Consider the following 17,137-nt stretch of genomic DNA (forward strand, 5'->3'; position numbering starts at 1 on the left):
CGTCATGCCCGACCCACCCGCCGCGGCGCGGGCGGGGTCACGGCACCCGGGCGATCAGGTAGCGGAAGATGTTCGGCATCCACACCGTGCCGTCCTTGCGACGGTGCGGGTGGAGGGCCTCCTTGACCTCCTTGCGGACCTGCGCCTGGTCGGTGGCGTGGGCGGCCGCGTCGAAGAGGCCGGTGGAGAGCAGTCCGCGGACCGCGCTGCCGATGTCGGCGTAGCCGAACGGGCAGGCCACCCGGCCGGAGCCGTCGGGGCGGAGCCCCGCCCGTTCGGCGACCTCCTCCAGGTCGTCCCGGCTGGCCGGCCGCCAGCTGCCGGACCCGCGCATCGGGTCGGCGAGCTTCGTCGCCACCCGCAGCACGGACGAGGTGGCGCACCGTTCCGGCGGCCCCCAGCCGGCCAGGACCACCGGCGCGCCGCGCTCGGTGTGCCGGGCGGCGGAGGCGAGCACGGGGGCGAGGCCCTCGGAGTCCCCGGCGAGGCAGCCGACGGGCTGGAAGGACGTGACGACGTTGTAGGGGGCGGCGCCGTCGGCCGCCGCGTCGTCCGGGGTGCCCTCGACGAGCCGGGCGCCGCCGTCGGGGGGGCCGGCGTCGTCGCCGAGCCGCTCCCTGGCGAGCGCGAGCCGTTCGGTCTCCCACTCCTCCACGCCGGTGACCGTCGCCCCGCGTGCGGCGGCCATCAGGAGGGCGAGCCCGGAGCCGCACTCCACTTCGAGCATCCGGCTGCCGCGGCCTATCTCCAGCCGTGCGTACACCGCGTCGTAGAGCGGTACGAGCATCCGCTCCTGGATCTCAGCCCAGTCACGGGCACGGGCACCGGTGTCCGTACCGGGCGGCGGGGCCGTCCGGGGGAGGTGCCGTTGCGCGAGCATGGGTGTCATCGATTGCGCCCCAATCCGCCGAAACAGGCGTGCAGCGTGTTGCGTCTGGTGTTGGTCGGGTATCCGTCGACAGCGCCCCCCGTGGGCAGGTGCGCCCGCACTCCCCCCGTATGCCAGATAACTCCGCATGCACCGGTCCGTCCAGAGGGTGTGCCCCGGCGGCTTGCACGCCCCTGCCGCGCGCCCCCCGCCGTCCGACCGGGCCGACCGGTGCACGTACGGTGGGTGCCGTCGTCCGCCGGTCGTACGGCGCGCACCGTTTGTCTACGCGCCGGGGCGTACGCGCCACTACGTCACACCATTGTGTGAGCTGTACGACATCTCCGCAGATCGGCGCAGTCGTGGCCGTGCGGACGCATCAGCCGGGACTGACGGGTACGTGCAAATTATTTGGGATGGCCCGGAATAGGAACACACGGGCACCCCGGCTCGTTGTCACGACGTGAGCACGACACCACCTGTCCTCGCCGCAGAGCTGGCGCAGGCGTGGGCCGACATTCAGCGGCACCACTCCGACCTGCCGGATCTTGCCGCGCCCGAGTCCCTGATCGGCGAGTCCTCCTCCGCCTGCGGCGCCGATCTCTCCTTCGAACGGCTGCTCCACGAGGCGGTCCACGGCCTCGCCGCCGCCCGCGGCGTCCGCGACACCTCGCGGGCCGGCCGCTACCACAACCGCCGCTTCCTCGCGATCGCCGAGGAGCTCGGCCTCGACCACCCCGCGGAGCCGCACCCCAGCAGCGGGTTCTCCCTGGTCGCCCTGAACGCCGACGCCAGACGGCGCTACCGCCCCACCATCGAGCGGCTGCAGCGCGCCCTCAAGGCGCACACCGCGGCGACCGCGGCCGACACCTCCCGCTCCTTCCGCGGCCCGGCCGCCCGGCACGGCTCGTCCGGCGGCGGCGTCCGCGTGAAGGCCGTCTGCGACTGCGGGCGGAACGTGCGGGTGGTCCCCTCCGTGCTCGCCCAGGCGCCGATCGTGTGCGGCGGCTGCGGCAAGCCCTTCCGCATCCCGGAAGTCGCCGCGCAGGTCGGCTGACCAGCACTCGTATGGCACAATGGTCAGCTGTACTCGACAGCCGCACAGGACCCCTCTCTCCTCCGGCTGACGTGTCCATTCGGGCCATCGGGTACCGCAACCCCACGCGGCATCCCGTAGTGCCCACCCACGTCAAGATCCAGGAGACACCACTCCAGTGGCAGTCAAGATCAAGCTGAAGCGTCTGGGCAAGATCCGTTCGCCTCACTACCGCATCGTCGTCGCCGACTCCCGTACCCGCCGTGACGGCCGGGCCATCGAGGAGATCGGTCTGTACCACCCGGTGCAGAACCCCTCGCGCATCGAGGTCAACGGTGAGCGCGCGCAGTACTGGCTCTCCGTCGGCGCCCAGCCGACCGAGGCCGTGCTCGCCATCCTCAAGCTGACCGGCGACTGGCAGGCCCACAAGGGCCTCCCCGCCCCCGCGCCGCTGCTGCAGCCGGAGCCGAAGGCCGCGCGCCCCAGCTTCGACGCGCTCGTCGGTGCCGATGACTCCGCCAAGGGCGAGGCCATCACGCAGAAGGCCAAGAAGGCCGACAAGAAGGACGACGCCGAGAAGGCCGAGTCCACCGAGTCGACCGAGGCCTGATCATGCTCGAGGAGGCTCTTGAGCACCTCGTGAAGGGCATCGTCGACAACCCCGACGACGTGCAGGTCGCCTCGCGCAACCTGCGCCGCGGGCGCGTGCTCGAGGTCCGGGTCCATCCCGAGGACCTCGGCAAGGTGATCGGCCGCAACGGCCGTACCGCCCGCGCGCTGCGCACCGTCGTGGGCGCCATCGGCGGCCGTGGCATCCGCGTCGACCTGGTCGACGTGGACGACGTCCGCTGATCATTCGCACGTCCGGCACGGGCCGGGGAGGGCAGACAGCTGCCGTCCCCGGCCCGTCGTCGTGGGTCGGGAACCTGGTGGAGGAGTAGCAGTGCAGTTGGTAGTCGCGCGGATCGGCCGGGCCCACGGGATCAAGGGCGAGGTCACCGTGGAAGTGCGCACGGACGAGCCCGAGCTGCGGCTCGGCCCCGGCGCGGTGCTCGCCACCGACCCGCCCGGGCGCGGCCCGCTCCGCATCGAGTCCGGCAAGGTGCACAGCGGCCGGCTGCTGCTGCGCTTCGAGGGCGTCCACGACCGCAACGCCGCCGAGGCGCTGCGCAACGTCCTGCTGATCGCCGAGGTCGACCCCGACGAGCTCCCCGATGAGCCCGACGAGTTCTACGACCACCAGCTCATGGACCTCGACGTGGTCCTGGCCGACGGCACCCCGGTCGGCCGGATCACCGAGATCAGCCACCTGCCGTCGCAGGACCTGTTCATCGTCGAGCGGCCCGACGGCAGCGAGGTGCTCGTCCCCTTCGTCGAGGAGATCGTCACCGAGATCGACCTCGAGGAGCAGCGGGCCGTCATCACCCCGCCGCCCGGCCTGCTCGACGACGCGGAGGCGGTCGTGGCCTCCTCCCGCGACGCCGCCGACGGGGACGACGCCTGATGCGGCTCGACATCGTCACGATCTTCCCCGAGTACCTCGAACCGCTGAACGTCAGCCTCGTCGGCAAGGCCCGCGCCCGCGGGCAGCTCGACGTGCGCGTCCACGACCTGCGGCGCTGGACGTACGACCGGCACCACACCGTCGACGACACCCCCTACGGCGGCGGCCCGGGCATGGTCATGAAGACCGAGCCGTGGGGCGAGGCGCTGGACACCGCCCTGGCCGACGGCTACGAGGCGGGCGCCGGCGGCCCCGGCGGCCCGGCTCTGGTGGTGCCCACACCGAGCGGGCGCCCCTTCACCCAGGAGCTGGCCGTCGAGCTGTCGCAGCGGCCCTGGCTGCTCTTCGCGCCCGCCCGCTACGAGGGCATCGACCGCCGGGTCGTCGACGAGTACGCGACCCGGATGCCGGTGTACGAGGTCTCCATCGGCGACTACGTGCTGGCCGGCGGCGAGGCGGCGGTGCTGGTGATCACCGAGGCCGTGGCCCGGCTGCTGCCCGGCGTGCTCGGCAACGCCGAGTCGCACCGCGACGACTCCTTCGCCCCCGGCGCGATGGCCGACCTGCTCGAGGGCCCCGTCTACACCAAACCCCCCGTGTGGCGCGGCCGGGAGATCCCGGACGTGCTGGTCAGCGGCCACCACGGGCGGATCGCCCGCTGGCGCCGCGACGAGGCGTTCCGCCGCACCTCCGCCCACCGGCCCGACCTGATCGAGCGCTGCGACCCGGCCGCGCTCGACAAGAAGGACCGCGAGATGCTCAGCATCCTCGGATGGCGGCAGGGTCCGGACGGCCGATTTTGGCGCGACGCCGACGCCGTGGAACAATAGGCCGCTGCTGTACGTCCGGCGTGCGCCCCTGCCACAGGGGGACAGTCGCCCGCCGGATGGAGCGGCTCCCGAATCTCTTACGAACCCGCCCGTCGATGACCTGTGGCATCGGCGAAGAAAGCAGACATCATGTCCAACCTGCTCGACAGTGTGAACGCCGCCTCCGTGCGCTCCGACATCCCGGCCTTCCGCCCGGGTGACACCGTCAACGTGCACGTGCGCGTCATCGAGGGCAACCGCTCGCGTATCCAGCAGTTCAAGGGTGTCGTCATCCGCCGCCAGGGTGCGGGCGTCTCCGAGACCTTCACGGTCCGCAAGGTGTCCTTCTCCGTCGGCGTCGAGCGCACCTTCCCGGTCAACAGCCCGATCTTCGAGAAGATCGAGGTCGTGACCCGCGGTGACGTCCGTCGCGCCAAGCTGTACTTCCTCCGTGACCTGCGCGGCAAGGCCGCGAAGATCAAGGAGAAGCGCGACCGCTGAGTCCCGCCGCCCCGCGGGGCGCACAGCGCGGCCGGTTAAGCTCTGGCTGCGATGGAGACTCAAGCACAGCACGCCGAGCGCGGTTCCTCCCCGGACGACGGGGCGGAACCGCGCTTCGCGCGTCCTCGGGGCCTGTTCGCCGGGGTGCTGGAGGGGCCCTGGCGCCGCGCCGGGCTCGGCGGGCTCGTCCTGCTCGTCGCGCTGCTGCTCCTGAGCACCTTCGTCGCCCAGCCGTTCCTGATCCCGAGCGGTTCGATGGAACCGGCGATGAGGGATGGCGACCGGGTACTCGTAAACAAGGTGGCGTACCGCTTCGGGTCCGAGCCCGAGCGCGGGGACGCCGTGGTCTTCGACGGCGCGGGCTCGTTCGTGCCGGAGGGGACGAGCGGGGCCGACTACGTCAAGCGCGTGGTCGGCGTCGGCGGCGACCGCGTGGTGTGCTGCGACGAGGACGGGAGGATCGCGGTGAACGGCCGGAGTCTCGACGAGACGCAGCTGAAGCCCGGTGACGCCCCCTCGCGGGTCGACTTCGACATCGTGGTGCCCGAGGACCGGCTGTTCGTCCTCGGCGACCACCGCAGCGCCTCCCGCGACTCCCGCGACCACCTCGGAGAGCCCGGCGGCGGCATGGTGCCCGTCGACCGGGTCGTCGGCCGCGCCGACTGGATCGTCTGGCCGGCCGACCGCTGGACGAGCCTGGAGCGGCCCCGCGCCTACGCCGAGGTCCCCGACCCCGATCCCGGCGGGGGCCGTGGGTAACCGGGCCCGGCCGCGCGGCGGGCACAGCGCCGACGATCCGCTGCCCACCGGCGCGCGCCCGGTCGGGCCCCCGGCCAGGCCCGGGCGGGCGGAGCGGCGGCGGCTGGCGAAGAAGGTCAAGCGGCGCCGACGCCGCTCGGCCGTCCGGGAGATCCCGCTGCTCGTCGGCGCGGCGCTGCTCATCGCGCTGGTGCTCAAGACGTTCCTGGTGCAGGCCTTCGTCATCCCGTCGGGCTCGATGGAGCAGACGATTCGGATCGGCGACCGGGTCCTCGTCGACAAGCTCACCCCCTGGTTCGGCCAGAAGCCGCAGCGCGGAGACGTGGTGGTCTTCAAGGACCCCGGCGGCTGGCTGCCCGCCGGGGAGCAGGACACCGGCGAGGACCCGGCGGGTGTGAAGCAGGCGAAGACGGCGCTCACCTTCGTCGGGCTGCTGCCCTCCGACGACGAGCGGGACCTCATCAAGCGGGTGGTGGGGGTCGGCGGGGACACCGTGAAGTGCTGCGGGCCGGACGGCCGGATCACCGTCAACGGGGTGCCGCTCGACGAGCCGTACCTGCACCCCGGCAACCGCCCCTCCGAGCAGCCCTTCGAGGTCAGGGTGCCCGCGGGCCGGCTGTTCGTCCTCGGCGACCACCGGGCCGACTCCGCCGACTCCCGGTTCCACCTGGAGACGCTCGGCGGGACCGTCGCGGAGAGCGGGGTGGTCGGCCGGGCCCGGTGGATCGCCTGGCCGGTGGGCCACTGGAGCTCGCTGGAGGAGCGCGCCACCTACGCCTCGGTCCCGGACGCGCAGGCTGGGTCGTCGGTGGCGCAGGGGGCGTCGAATAGTGTGACCCCGCAGGATCGTTACGGAACGATCCCGCTCCCGGCCTCCGCGGAACTCCCGCTCGCCATGGGAGTGGTGGGCGTGGGCCGCGTGCGGCCCCTGCGCCGACGGTGGTTCACAGACGGCAAGGAGTGGATGTGGGGGACGTGGCGGTCGGCGCGCGGTCCGGCGGCGAGGAACCGGAGGAGCGGCCCGACAGGCCGCCGCTGAGCGGCGGTACGGACCCCGGGCCGGACGGCGCCGACGGACGGCGGGTGCCCGACGACGGCGGCGGCCGCGAGGGCGGCGGGCACGGCGGGTCCGGTGACGACGACGCCTTCGACGAGGACGGTGCGGGCGGCCGCAAGCCGAAGAAGCAGCGCTCCTTCTGGAAGGAGCTGCCGCTGCTGATCGTCATCGCGCTGATCCTGTCGCTGTTCATCAAGACCTTCCTGGTACAGGCGTTCTCCATCCCTTCGGGCTCGATGCAGAACACCCTCCAGCTCGGCGACCGGGTCCTTGTCGACAAACTGACTCCGTGGTTCGGCTCGGAGCCGAAGCGCGGCGAGGTCGTCGTCTTCCACGACCCGGCCGACTGGCTCGAGGGCACCCCCACCGCCGAGCCGAACGCGGTGCAGAAGTTCCTCAGCTTCATCGGCCTGATGCCCTCCGCCGAGGAGAAGGACCTGATCAAGCGGGTCATCGCGGTCGGCGGCGACACGGTGGAGTGCAAGAAGGGCGGGAAGGTCAAGGTCAACGGCGTCGAGCTGAACGAGACCTCGTTCGTCTTCCCCGGCAACACCCCGTGCGACGACCGGCCCTTCGGCCCGGTCAAGGTGCCCGAGGACCGGCTGTGGGTGATGGGCGACCACCGGCAGAGCTCCGCCGACTCCCGCTGGCACCAGGAGGACGGCAACGGCGGCTTCGTCCCCGTCGACGACGTCGTGGGCCGGGCCATCGTCATCGCCTGGCCGATCGGCAACTGGGCGACGCTGCCGATCCCGGAGACCTTCGAGCAGCCGGGCATCGACAAGCAGAGCCGGGGATAGTCCGGCGGGCCGCGGGTAGGGTGCCGTCCCGGAACGTCGATCTTCGATGCCTTTCGACCCGGGGAAGCGGGGACGGTGCCGGTATGAGCAGCACGGAACGGCGGACGGCGGGCACGGACCCGCCGCGCGTGGAGCGCGGAGGCCCTCGGGGGCCGGTGCGCGGACGGCTCGGCGGCAGGCTGTCGGGTCTGGCCGTGGCCCTCGGCTGCGTGCTGTTCCTGGGCGGGTTCGCCTGGGGCGCCTGGGAGTACCGGCCCTACACCGTGCCGACGGACTCGATGGCCCCGGCCGTCGACCGGGGCGACAGGGTGCTCGCCCGGCGGATCGACCCCTCGGAGGTCCGCCGCGGCGACGTCGTCGTCTTCGAGGACGCCGGGTGGGCCGCGGTCCCGATGGTGAAGCGGGTCGTGGGCGTCGGCGGCGACGAGGTGTCCCTCGGCGCGCAGGGGCTGCGGGTCAACGGCGAGGCGGTCGAAGAACCGTATCTTCCGGGTGACGAGCGGACGTCCCCGGCGTCGTTCGACGTGGCGGTGCCCGAGGGCCGGCTGTTCCTGCTCGGCGACCACCGCAGCACCTCGCTCGACTCGCGGGCGCGCCTGGCGGACGGCGACCGGGGCACGGTCCCGCTCGACGCGGTCGGCTCGCGGGTCGAGGCGGTGGCGTGGCCGCTCGACGGCATGCTGCCCCGGCCCACCGGCTTCGCCGGGCTGCCCGGCGGGGTCTCGGAGCCGGGGCCGCTGCGGGCCGTCCTGGCGGCGGTGGCGGCCGGCGCGGTCCTGATCCTCGGCGGCGCGGCGTACGGGCCGCTCGCGGCGCGACGGAGGCGGCGCCATGGCTGAGGACCTCGTGCCCGGCCGGGACACGGCGCTGCGGCGGGTGGCCCGGGTGGTGCTGCTCGATCCCGACGACCGCGTCCTGCTGCTGCACGGCTTCGAGCCGGCCGATCCCGCCGACCGCTGGTGGTTCACGCCGGGCGGCGGTCTGGAGGGCGACGAGACCCACGGGGAGGCCGCCCGCCGGGAGCTGGCCGAGGAGACCGGCCTGACCGACGTCGAGCTCGGCCCGGTGCTCTGGCGGCGCACCTGCTCGTTCCCCTTCGACGGGCGGCGCTGGGACCAGGAGGAGTGGTACTTCCTGGCCCGTACGAAGCGGACCGCGGTCGCCCCCACCGCGCTCACCGAGCTGGAGCTGCGCAGCACGGCCGGGCTCCGCTGGTGGACCTCCGCGGAACTGTCCGCCGCGCGTGAGACGGTGTACCCGACCAGACTCGCCGAGCTGCTCCGCACGCTGCTCGACGAGGGTCCCCCGAGCAGTCCTGTGGTCCTTGACACGGAAATCGCCTGAGGGTGAGCGGGACTCACGCACAATGGGGGGGACGCACGGCTGAAGGGGAACACGCCATGAGTGCCGAGGATCTCGAGAAGTACGAGACCGAGATGGAGCTGAAGCTCTACCGGGAGTACCGGGACGTCGTCGGCTTGTTCAAGTACGTGATCGAGACCGAGCGGCGTTTCTATCTGACGAACGACTACGAGATGCAGGTGCACTCCGTCCAGGGCGAGGTGTTCTTCGAGGTCACGATGGCGGACGCCTGGGTGTGGGACATGTACCGGCCGGCCCGGTTCGTGAAGCAGGTCCGTGTGCTGACGTTCAAGGACGTGAACATCGAGGAGCTCAACAAGAGCGACCTGGAGATGCCGGGGAGCTGAGCGCTCCGGTGGGGCGGGGCGGTTCCGGCGGGTGCCGGGGCCGCCCCGTCCGGCGTTCCGGGGAGGGCGGCCTTCCGGGGAGGGTGCCGGTCCGGCTCTTCGCCCGAACGGGTGAGCGAGTTGTCCACAGCTCGGCCGTCGTCCACCAAGATCCACTTCATGGGCGGCACCGCGCCAGAGTCGGTGCCGGAGGTGGTGCCGAGTGAACACGAACGGAGTGCTCGGGAAGTACGGAGAGGCGCTGGCGGTCCGGCGGCTGACGGCGGGCGGGATGACCGTCCTGGCCCGGAACTGGCGGGGCGGGCGGGCCGGCGAGGTCGACATCGTCGCCATGGACGGCGACGCGCTGGTGATGTGCGAGGTCAAGACCCGGCGGGTGGGGGAGTTCGAGCACCCGATGGCGGCCGTCGGCGCCGCCAGGACCGAGCGGCTGCGGCGGCTGGCCGAGATCTGGCTCTCGGAGCACGAGGGGCCGCCCGCGGGCGGGGTGCGGGTCGACGTGGTGGGCGTGCTTCTGCCCCGGCGCGGCGCCCCGGTCGTCGAGCACGTGCGGGGGGTGTCCTGAGATGGGATTCGCCCGCACCTGTTCGGTCGCCCTGGTCGGCGTGGAGGGGGTCGTCGTCGAGGTCCAGGCGGATCTGGAGCCCGGGGTCGCCGCGTTCACCCTGGTCGGACTGCCCGACAAGAGCCTCACCGAGAGCAAGGACCGGGTCAGGGCCGCCCTGGTGAACTCCGGAGTGCCCTGGCCGCAGAAGAAGCTCACCGTCGGGCTGAGCCCCGCCTCGGTGCCCAAGTCGGGGTCCAGCTTCGACGTCGCCGTGGCCTGTGCGATCCTCGGCGCGGCCGAGCGGCTCGACCCGGCCGCGATCGCCGACCTCGTGATGATCGGGGAGCTGGGCCTGGACGGCCGGGTCCGCCCGGTCCTCGGCGTCCTGCCCGCCGTCCTCGCGGCGGCCGACGCCGGCTACCGCCAGGTGGTCGTCCCCGAGCAGAACGCCGCCGAGGCCGCGCTGGTCCCCGGCGTCTCGATCCTCGGCGTCCGCAGCCTCGCCCAGCTGCTGGCGATCCTGGGCGGCGAACCGGTCCCGGACGAGGCGCCGGAGGAGCCGGGCCGCCCCGACCCGATGCTCGCCGGGCTCAACATCCCCGGTGCCGGACCCGGCGCGGGCCTCGGCTTCGACCCCGGCGCCGGGCACCAGGCCGACCTGCGGGACGTCTCCGGCCAGCACACCGCCCGGACCGCGCTCGCGGTGGCCGCGGCGGGCGGGCACCACCTCTTCCTCAACGGTCCGCCGGGCGCCGGCAAGACCATGCTGGTGGAGCGGATGCCCGGCATCCTGCCGCCGCTGACCCGCAAGGAGTCCCTGGAGGTCACCGCCGTGCACTCGGTGGCCGGGATCCTGCCGCCCGGCAAGCCGCTCGTGGACGCCCCGCCCTACTGCGCGCCCCACCACTCGGCGACCATGCAGGCGCTGGTGGGCGGCGGGAACGGGCTGCCGCGCCCCGGCGCGGTCTCCCTGGCCCACCGCGGGATCATGTTCCTGGACGAGGCCCCGGAGTTCAGCAGCCGCGCCCTGGACGCGCTGCGGCAGCCGCTGGAGTCCGGGCACGTCGTGATCGCCCGGGCGGCCGGGGTGATGCGGATGCCGGCGAAGTTCATGATGGTCCTGGCGGCGAACCCCTGCCCCTGCGGCCGGCACGGCGTCCGGGGGCTGACCTGCGACTGCTCGCCCACCTCGGTCCGCCGCTACCAGGCCAGGCTCTCCGGGCCGCTCCTGGACCGGGTCGACATCCGGGTGGAGGTGGAGCCGGTGGGCCGGTCGCAGCTGACCGGGGTCGCCGCCGGCGGCGAGTCGACCGCCGTCGTCGCCGAGCGGGTGCGGGCCGCCCGGGAGCGGGCCGCCGCCAGGTTCGACGGCACCCCCTGGCGGACCAACGGCGAGGTCCCCGGGCACGAGCTGCGCACCCGGTGGCAGGCCGCGCCGGGGGCCATGATGGTCGCCGAGCGGGACCTGGAGCGCGGGCTGCTCACCGCGCGGGGGATGGACCGGGTGCTCCGGGTCGCCTGGACGGTGGCCGACCTCGCGGGGCACGACCGGCCGCAGGCCGACGACGTCGACTTCGCGCTCCAGCTCCGCACCGGGATCTCCCGGGGCGCGCCGGTGCCGGTCGGGGCGCCGGCGTGAGCGGGGCGGGTCGGGCGGGCGGCCAGGGAGGCGCGGGCGGTGCGGGTGGTGTCGGTGGTGCCGCGTTCGCCGGGGCTGTCGGAGCCGTCGGAGCCGCCGGGGCGGACGAGCCCCGCGGGGTCGTCGGGGACGAGGAGCGGGCGGCGCGGGTCGCGCTCACCCGGGTCGTCGAGCCCGGCGACGAGGTCGCCGGCGGCTGGCTGCGCGAGTTGGGGCCGGTGGGCCTGCTGGCCCGGCTGCGGTCGCCGGAGGGCGGCCCGCTGCCCGGGGCGAGCGCGGTGCGGATGAGGGGGCTGCGCACCCGTGCGGTGCTCGCGAGCCCGGCGGCGGACCTCGCCGCCGCCGCGGAGGCCGGCGCCCGCTTCGTCTGCCCCGGCGAGCCCGAGTGGCCGCGGCAGCTCGACGACCTCGCCGACGCCCGGCCGGTCGGCCTGTGGATCCGGGGCGGGGCCGACCTGCGGCTGTGGGCCCTGCGCTCGGTCGCCGTCGTCGGCGCCCGTGCCTGCACCGAGTACGGGGCCCATGTGGCGGCCGGGCTGGGGGCGGAGCTGGCCCGCAGGGGGTGGGTGGTGGTGTCCGGAGCGGCGTACGGGGTGGACGGGGCCGCGCACCGCGGGGCGCTCGGCGCCGACGGGGCGACCGTCGCCGTGCTCGCCTGCGGAGTGGACGTCGCCTACCCGCGCGGACACACCGATCTGCTCGCGGGGATCGCCGAACGCGGTCTCGTCGTATGCGAGTTGGCGCCCGGGGACCACCCCACCGCGCCGCGGTTCGTCCAGCGCAACCGGGTCATCGCCGCGCTCACCCGCGGCACGGTCGTCGTCGAGGCCGAGCTGCGCAGCGGCTCCCTGGTCACGGCGCGGGCGGCGTACCGGCTGGGGCGGCACGTGATGGGCGTGCCCGGCCCGGTGACCAGCGGGCTCTCCGCCGGGGTGCACGAACTCCTGCGCGCCGAAGGCACGGTGGTCACGGACGCGGACGACGTCGTCGAGCTGGTGGGGGACATGGGGGAGACCGCGCCCGTGCGGAGCGGCCCCGTGGTGCCGCGCGACCTGCTCGCGCCGGCGGCGGCCCGGGTCCTGGAGGCGCTGCCCGGCCGGGGTGCGCTCGCGGTGGCCGAGGTGGCCCGCGGTGCGGGCACGACACCGGAGGACGCCCTCGCCCGACTGTACGAACTCCAGTCGCTCGGCTTCGCCGAACGGGACGGCCAGGCCTGGAAGTTGGCGGCCGGGAGCAGGGCCGACGCGCGGAGGGGACCCCGATACGCAACGTGACAACTCGCCCCCGGTGTACGGCAAACGGAACGTATCTGCGTACTCCTGATCCCATGTCCTTCGCACACCGCGACACTTCAGTCACGCTACGCTCACACGGTTGCGTTCTGGACAGCTCGGCTGGACAGCCCAACGGATCATGGCTCACAGCAGAACGGCTCAAGGCGACGCATGCCCCAGCACATCCACGGTTCCGACCGGGCGGCGGTCACCCCCGCCGCCCGCGACGGCGAGCGGCCGACCGCGCCCACGTCGCTCGACGCGCTGTGGAGGTCGTACAAGACCTCGGGGGACGAGCGCTTGCGCGAGCAGCTGATCCTGCACTACTCGCCGCTGGTGAAGTACGTGGCCGGCCGGGTCAGCGTGGGGCTGCCGCCCAACGTCGAGCAGGCCGACTTCGTCTCCTCGGGCGTCTTCGGCCTCATCGACGCCATCGAGAAGTTCGACATCGAGCGGTCCATCAAGTTCGAGACGTACGCGATCACCCGCATCCGCGGCGCGATGATCGACGAACTGCGGGCCCTCGACTGGATCCCGCGCTCGGTGCGGCAGAAGTCGCGGGCCGTCGAGCGCGCCTACGCCACGCTGGAGGCGCGGCTACGGCGCACGCCCACCGAGGCGGAGGTCGCCGACCTCATGGGCATCAAGGTGGAGGAACTCCACGCCATCTTCAGCCAGTTGTCGCTGGCCAACGTGGTCGCGCTCGACGAGCTGCTGCACGTCGGCGGCGAGAGCGGCGGCCGGCCCAGCCTGATGGACACCCTGGAGGACCCGGCCGCCGACGACCCCGTCGAGGTCGCCGAGGACCGCGAGCTGCGGCGGCTGCTCGCCCGCGCGGTGAACACCCTCCCGGAGCGGGAGAAGACCGTGGTCACGCTGTACTACTACGAGGGGCTGACGCTGGCCGAGATCGGCAACGTGCTCGGGGTCACCGAGAGCCGGGTCAGCCAGATCCACACCAAGTCGGTGCTCCAGCTGCGGGCCAAGCTGGCGAGCTTCGGCCGCTGAGCGGATCCGCCGTCGCGAGGGCGCCGGAGTGGGCACGGGTGCGGCCACGGGGCCGGTGCGTCCGTAGAGTGACCGGGTGCCCAGGATTCGAGCGGCCTCGGTGGCCGAGCACCGAACGATGCAGCGCGCGGCCCTTCTCGACGCCGCCCGCTCCCTGCTGTCCGACGGCGGAACGGACGCGCTGACCTTCCCCGCGCTCGCCGAGCGCACCGGGCTCGCGCGCTCCTCCGTGTACGAGTACTTCCGCTCCCGCGCCGCCGTCGTCGAGGAGCTGTGCGCGGTGGACTTCCCGCTGTGGGCGGCGGAGATCGAGGGGGCGATGGCCGCGGAGGCGTCCCCGCGCGGCAAGGTCGAGGCGTACGTCCGGCACCAGCTCGGGCTGGTCGGCGACCGCCGGCACCGGGCCGTCGTCGCCATCTCCGCCAGCGAACTCGACGCGGGCGCGCGGGAGAAGATCCGCGCCGCGCACCACGGCCTCGTCGCGATGATCGTCGAGGCCCTCGCCGAACTCGGTGCGGCCCACCCCCGGCTCGCGGCGATGCTCCTGCAGGGCGTGGTCGACGCGGCGGTCCGCCGCATCGAGTCCGGCGAGGACCTGGACACCGTCACCGACGCGGCGGTCGCGATGGCCCTGCACGGCGTCGGCGGCGCTTCGGGCTCACGCGTGGAGGGCGGGTCCGGAGATCGTTGACCGGGCCGCACGCCCCACCGCCGGGCAGGATCCGCCCGGCGGTCCTCGGCCCCGTCACCTGGGCAGGGGCACCCCCGCCACCGGGAGCAGGCGGGAGGGGGGTCGGTCGATCAGGTGGAGGGGGTTGAGGTAGGCGTCCGCCCGGCGCAGGCCCCAGTGCAGGCAGGACTGCGCGCAGTGGCCGGCGGGCTCGTCGAGGGCGGCGACCACGTCCCCCGCCGTGACCCGCGCGCCCGCCTCCGCCAGCGGGCGGACCGGCTCGAACGTCGTCCGCAGGGGCGGGTCGCCGGAGCCGGACAGCTCGACGACCAGGACGCCCCGGCCGCCCACCGGCCCCGCGAACGCGACCCGCCCGTCGCGCACCGCCCTGACCTCCGCGCCGGGCTCGGCGGCCAGGTCCACCCCGCGGTGGCCGGGACCGTACGGCGAGGCGGGCGGCACCCAGCCCCGAACGATCCGCGGCGGCGCCCCGCCCGGCCCCACCGGCCAGACCCCGGCCGAGACCTCCCTGCGCATCCCGGCGTCCGTCCCGGCCGAAGACCTCGCCGCAGCCCCCGCCGGGCCCCCGTCCGCAGCCCCGGCCGGATCCGCAGCCGCGCTCGCCCCCACGCCCCGGGCCCCCGCGTCCCGCGCCCCCACCCCGGTCGCCGTCGCCGAAGCCATTGCTCCCGTGCCCAGCACCAGGACCGCGACCAGCGCGACCCACCACTTCGCCGGCACCCTCCGCACACCCCGCATCACTCGTCGCATGCGTCCAACGCTGCACCTCACGGCCCTCCCCGAACGGATCGGGCCGGTTTCCGTGGACGGCGGGCGGGCTGTGGACAACGCCGTCACCCGGGGGTCTTCCGGTCCCGTACACTTCTGGTGGCGATCCGGGTCTCCGGATCGACTTCGCACGCCCCGACACCGGTCTCCTCGAGACGGTGGCAGCGCCTCTCGGTCCTTCGTGGCACGGCGCGCGCGGGGTGTCAGGAATCAACCGAGCACACAAGGAGTACGGCCATGGCCGTCGTCACGATGCGGGAGCTGCTGGAGAGCGGCGTCCACTTCGGTCACCAGACCCGTCGTTGGAACCCGAAGATGAAGCGCTTCATCTTCACGGAGCGCAACGGCATCTACATCATCGACCTGCTCCAGTCGCTGTCGTACATCGACCGCGCCTACGAGTTCGTCAAGGAGACCGTCGCCCACGGCGGTTCCATCATGTTCGTCGGCACCAAGAAGCAGGCGCAGGAGGCGATCGCCGAGCAGGCGACGCGCGTGGGCATGCCCTACGTCAACCAGCGCTGGCTCGGCGGCATGCTGACCAACTTCTCCACCGTCTACAAGCGCCTCCAGCGCCTGAAGGAGCTGGAGCTCATCGACTTCGAGGACGTGGCCGCCTCCGGCCTCACCAAGAAGGAGCTCCTGGTCCTCTCGCGTGAGAAGGCCAAGCTGGAGAAGACCCTCGGCGGTATCCGCGAGATGTCCAAGGTGCCCAGCGCCGTCTGGATCGTGGACACCAAGAAGGAGCACATCGCGGTCGGCGAGGCCCGGAAGCTCAACATCCCGGTCGTCGCCATCCTCGACACCAACTGCGACCCCGACGAGGTCGACTACAAGATCCCGGGCAACGACGACGCGATCCGCTCCGTCACCCTGCTCACCCGCGTGATCGCCGACGCCGTCGCCGAGGGCCTCATCGCCCGCTCCGGCGGCTCCGGTGAGGGCAAGGGCGAGAAGGCCGCCGCCGAGCCGCTCGCCGCCTGGGAGCGCGACCTGCTCGAGGGCGAGAAGAAGGCCGACGAGACCCCGGCCGCCGCCGAGGCCCCCGCCGCCGACGCCGAGGCGCCCGCCGCCCCGGCCGCCGACGAGGCGCCGGCCGCCGAGGCCGACAAGCCGGCCGAGCAGGCCTGACGCTCACGGTCGTGACGGCGGGGGACGGTGCTTCGCGCGCCGCCCCCGCCGTCCACCCGTAGATCCTCTTCTCGACCTCTCCAGGAAGAATCACAGCAATCATGGCGAACTACACCGCCGCGGACGTGAAGAAGCTCCGCGAGCTCACCGGCGCGGGCATGATGGACTGCAAGAAGGCCCTCGACGAGGCCGACGGCAGCGTCGACAAGGCCGTCGAGGCCCTGCGCATCAAGGGCCAGAAGGGCGTCGCCAAGCGCGAGGGCCGCTCCGCCGAGAACGGCGCCGTCGTCACCCTGATCGCCGACGACAACACCTCCGGCGTCATCCTCGAGCTGAAGTGCGAGACGGACTTCGTCGCCAAGGGCGACAAGTTCCAGGCCGTCGCGAACGCGCTGGCCGCCCACGTCGCCGCCACGAACCCGGCCGACACCGCCGCGCTCCTCGCCTCCGAGATCGAGCCCGGCAAGACCGTCCAGGCCTACGTCGACGAGGCGAACGCCAACCTCGGCGAGAAGATCGTCCTGGACCGCTTCGCGCAGTTCTCCGGCGCCTTCGTCACCTCGTACATGCACCGCACCATGCCCGACCTGCCCCCGCAGATCGGCGTCCTGGTCGAGCTGGACAAGGCCGAGCCCGAGCTGGCCCGCGGCATCGCCCAGCACATCGCCGCCTTCGCGCCGAAGTACCTCGACCGCGACGACGTCCCCGCCGAGGTCGTCGAGGCCGAGCGCCGCGTCGCCGAGGAGACCACCCGCGCCGAGGGCAAGCCCGAGGCCGCGCTCCCGAAGATCGTCGAGGGTCGCGTCAACGGCTTCTTCAAGGAGGCCACCCTCCTCGGCCAGCCGTACGCCCTGGACAACAAGAAGTCCGTCCAGAAGGTCCTGGACGAGGCCGGTGTCACCCTGAAGCGCTTCTCGCGCATCAAGGTCGGCATCTGAGTTACGTTCAGCGATCGTGCGTGGACCCCGCTAGGGTCTACAGCAGTCGGCCGCGTACGTAACGGACGACCGCAGATCTGACGAGGAGGCCATTGCCG

20 protein-coding genes and 1 pseudogene are annotated in these 17,137 nt (G+C 73.4%); 19 read left to right on the forward strand and 2 right to left on the reverse strand.

Features of this window, described 5'->3' with window-relative positions; translation table 11 throughout:
• Positions 1 to 37 precede the first annotated feature (37 nt).
• Positions 38 to 889 carry a class I SAM-dependent methyltransferase gene (locus tag ACFWEG_RS17275; protein WP_387215677.1) on the reverse strand — a complete coding sequence of 284 codons (852 nt, stop codon included), beginning with the start codon at positions 887 to 889 and terminating at the stop codon, positions 38 to 40.
• A gap of 442 nt (positions 890 to 1,331) precedes the next feature.
• Here ACFWEG_RS17275 and ACFWEG_RS17280 point away from each other — a divergent pair, with 442 nt between their 5' ends.
• From ACFWEG_RS17280 to ACFWEG_RS17360, 17 genes and pseudogenes are all read left to right on the forward strand, one after another.
• The gene (locus tag ACFWEG_RS17280) at positions 1,332 to 1,925 is read left to right on the forward strand and encodes a hypothetical protein (protein ID WP_387215680.1); all 594 of its coding nucleotides are present in this window, start codon (positions 1,332 to 1,334) and stop codon (positions 1,923 to 1,925) included.
• A gap of 157 nt (positions 1,926 to 2,082) precedes the next feature.
• Positions 2,083 to 2,514, forward strand: a complete 432-nt coding sequence (rpsP, locus tag ACFWEG_RS17285; RefSeq protein WP_387215683.1) for a 30S ribosomal protein S16 — start codon at positions 2,083 to 2,085, stop codon at positions 2,512 to 2,514.
• Positions 2,515 to 2,516: 2 nt separating this feature from the next.
• Complete coding sequence (locus ACFWEG_RS17290; RefSeq protein WP_387215686.1) at positions 2,517 to 2,756, forward strand: RNA-binding protein; 240 nt, start codon at positions 2,517 to 2,519, stop codon at positions 2,754 to 2,756.
• Positions 2,757 to 2,847: 91 nt separating this feature from the next.
• Positions 2,848 to 3,408, forward strand: a complete 561-nt coding sequence (rimM, locus tag ACFWEG_RS17295; RefSeq protein WP_387215689.1) for a ribosome maturation factor RimM — start codon at positions 2,848 to 2,850, stop codon at positions 3,406 to 3,408.
• Positions 3,408 to 4,238, forward strand: a complete 831-nt coding sequence (trmD, locus tag ACFWEG_RS17300) for a tRNA (guanosine(37)-N1)-methyltransferase TrmD (RefSeq protein WP_387215692.1) — start codon at positions 3,408 to 3,410, stop codon at positions 4,236 to 4,238. Before rimM ends, trmD begins: the two co-directional genes overlap by 1 nt.
• A 129-nt stretch (positions 4,239 to 4,367) precedes the next feature.
• Positions 4,368 to 4,718: a 50S ribosomal protein L19 gene (gene rplS, locus ACFWEG_RS17305; protein WP_387215695.1), complete on the forward strand. Its 351-nt coding sequence runs from the start codon at positions 4,368 to 4,370 to the stop codon at positions 4,716 to 4,718.
• 51 nt (positions 4,719 to 4,769) lie between these two features.
• The gene (lepB, locus tag ACFWEG_RS17310) at positions 4,770 to 5,477 is read left to right on the forward strand and encodes a signal peptidase I (protein ID WP_387215698.1); all 708 of its coding nucleotides are present in this window, start codon (positions 4,770 to 4,772) and stop codon (positions 5,475 to 5,477) included.
• A pseudogene (gene lepB / locus ACFWEG_RS17315) lies at positions 5,470 to 6,541 on the forward strand (signal peptidase I); the annotation flags it as partial. The gene lepB (ACFWEG_RS17310) and the pseudogene lepB (ACFWEG_RS17315), both read left to right, overlap by 8 nt.
• Positions 6,453 to 7,334, forward strand: a complete 882-nt coding sequence (gene lepB, locus ACFWEG_RS17320; protein WP_387215701.1) for a signal peptidase I — start codon at positions 6,453 to 6,455, stop codon at positions 7,332 to 7,334. The pseudogene lepB (ACFWEG_RS17315) and the gene lepB (ACFWEG_RS17320), both read left to right, overlap by 89 nt.
• A gap of 83 nt (positions 7,335 to 7,417) precedes the next feature.
• On the forward strand, positions 7,418 to 8,173 hold the full coding sequence (gene lepB, locus ACFWEG_RS17325; protein ID WP_387215704.1) for a signal peptidase I: 756 nt from the start codon (positions 7,418 to 7,420) through the stop codon (positions 8,171 to 8,173).
• Complete coding sequence (locus tag ACFWEG_RS17330; protein ID WP_387215707.1) at positions 8,166 to 8,678, forward strand: NUDIX hydrolase; 513 nt, start codon at positions 8,166 to 8,168, stop codon at positions 8,676 to 8,678. Before lepB (ACFWEG_RS17325) ends, ACFWEG_RS17330 begins: the two co-directional genes overlap by 8 nt.
• 56 nt (positions 8,679 to 8,734) lie before the next feature.
• Positions 8,735 to 9,043, forward strand: a complete 309-nt coding sequence (locus ACFWEG_RS17335) for a DUF2469 domain-containing protein (protein ID WP_387215710.1) — start codon at positions 8,735 to 8,737, stop codon at positions 9,041 to 9,043.
• Between the two features lie 202 nt (positions 9,044 to 9,245).
• Positions 9,246 to 9,608 carry a YraN family protein gene (locus ACFWEG_RS17340; protein ID WP_387215713.1) on the forward strand — a complete coding sequence of 121 codons (363 nt, stop codon included), beginning with the start codon at positions 9,246 to 9,248 and terminating at the stop codon, positions 9,606 to 9,608.
• Position 9,609: 1 nt separating this feature from the next.
• Complete coding sequence (locus ACFWEG_RS17345; protein ID WP_387215716.1) at positions 9,610 to 11,229, forward strand: YifB family Mg chelatase-like AAA ATPase; 1,620 nt, start codon at positions 9,610 to 9,612, stop codon at positions 11,227 to 11,229.
• Entirely contained in the window at positions 11,226 to 12,503 is a 1,278-nt protein-coding gene (dprA, locus tag ACFWEG_RS17350; protein ID WP_387215719.1) for a DNA-processing protein DprA, read from the forward strand. Before ACFWEG_RS17345 ends, dprA begins: the two co-directional genes overlap by 4 nt.
• Before the next feature lie 171 nt (positions 12,504 to 12,674).
• The gene (gene whiG, locus ACFWEG_RS17355) at positions 12,675 to 13,511 is read left to right on the forward strand and encodes an RNA polymerase sigma factor WhiG (protein WP_387215722.1); all 837 of its coding nucleotides are present in this window, start codon (positions 12,675 to 12,677) and stop codon (positions 13,509 to 13,511) included.
• A gap of 100 nt (positions 13,512 to 13,611) precedes the next feature.
• A complete protein-coding gene (locus ACFWEG_RS17360; protein ID WP_387215775.1) occupies positions 13,612 to 14,202 on the forward strand; it encodes a TetR/AcrR family transcriptional regulator in 591 nt (196 codons plus the stop codon).
• Positions 14,203 to 14,256: 54 nt separating this feature from the next.
• Here the strand turns inward: ACFWEG_RS17360 and ACFWEG_RS17365 are convergent, their stop codons facing one another.
• On the reverse strand, positions 14,257 to 14,718 hold the full coding sequence (locus ACFWEG_RS17365; RefSeq protein WP_387215725.1) for a murein hydrolase activator EnvC family protein: 462 nt from the start codon (positions 14,716 to 14,718) through the stop codon (positions 14,257 to 14,259).
• A gap of 489 nt (positions 14,719 to 15,207) precedes the next feature.
• Between ACFWEG_RS17365 and rpsB the strand changes: the two genes are divergently transcribed.
• Together rpsB and tsf are read left to right on the forward strand one after the other, a co-directional pair.
• A complete protein-coding gene (gene rpsB / locus ACFWEG_RS17370) occupies positions 15,208 to 16,101 on the forward strand; it encodes a 30S ribosomal protein S2 (protein WP_387215727.1) in 894 nt (297 codons plus the stop codon).
• 101 nt (positions 16,102 to 16,202) lie between these two features.
• Positions 16,203 to 17,039 (forward strand): translation elongation factor Ts, encoded by an 837-nt coding sequence (gene tsf, locus ACFWEG_RS17375; protein ID WP_387215730.1) that lies wholly within the window; start codon positions 16,203 to 16,205, stop codon positions 17,037 to 17,039.
• The last annotated feature ends 98 nt before the right edge of the window (positions 17,040 to 17,137 follow it).

Origin of the sequence: Streptomyces sp. NPDC060194, assembly GCF_042728285.1 — a bacterium.
In the GTDB taxonomy this organism is placed as follows: domain Bacteria; phylum Actinomycetota; class Actinomycetes; order Streptomycetales; family Streptomycetaceae; genus Streptomyces.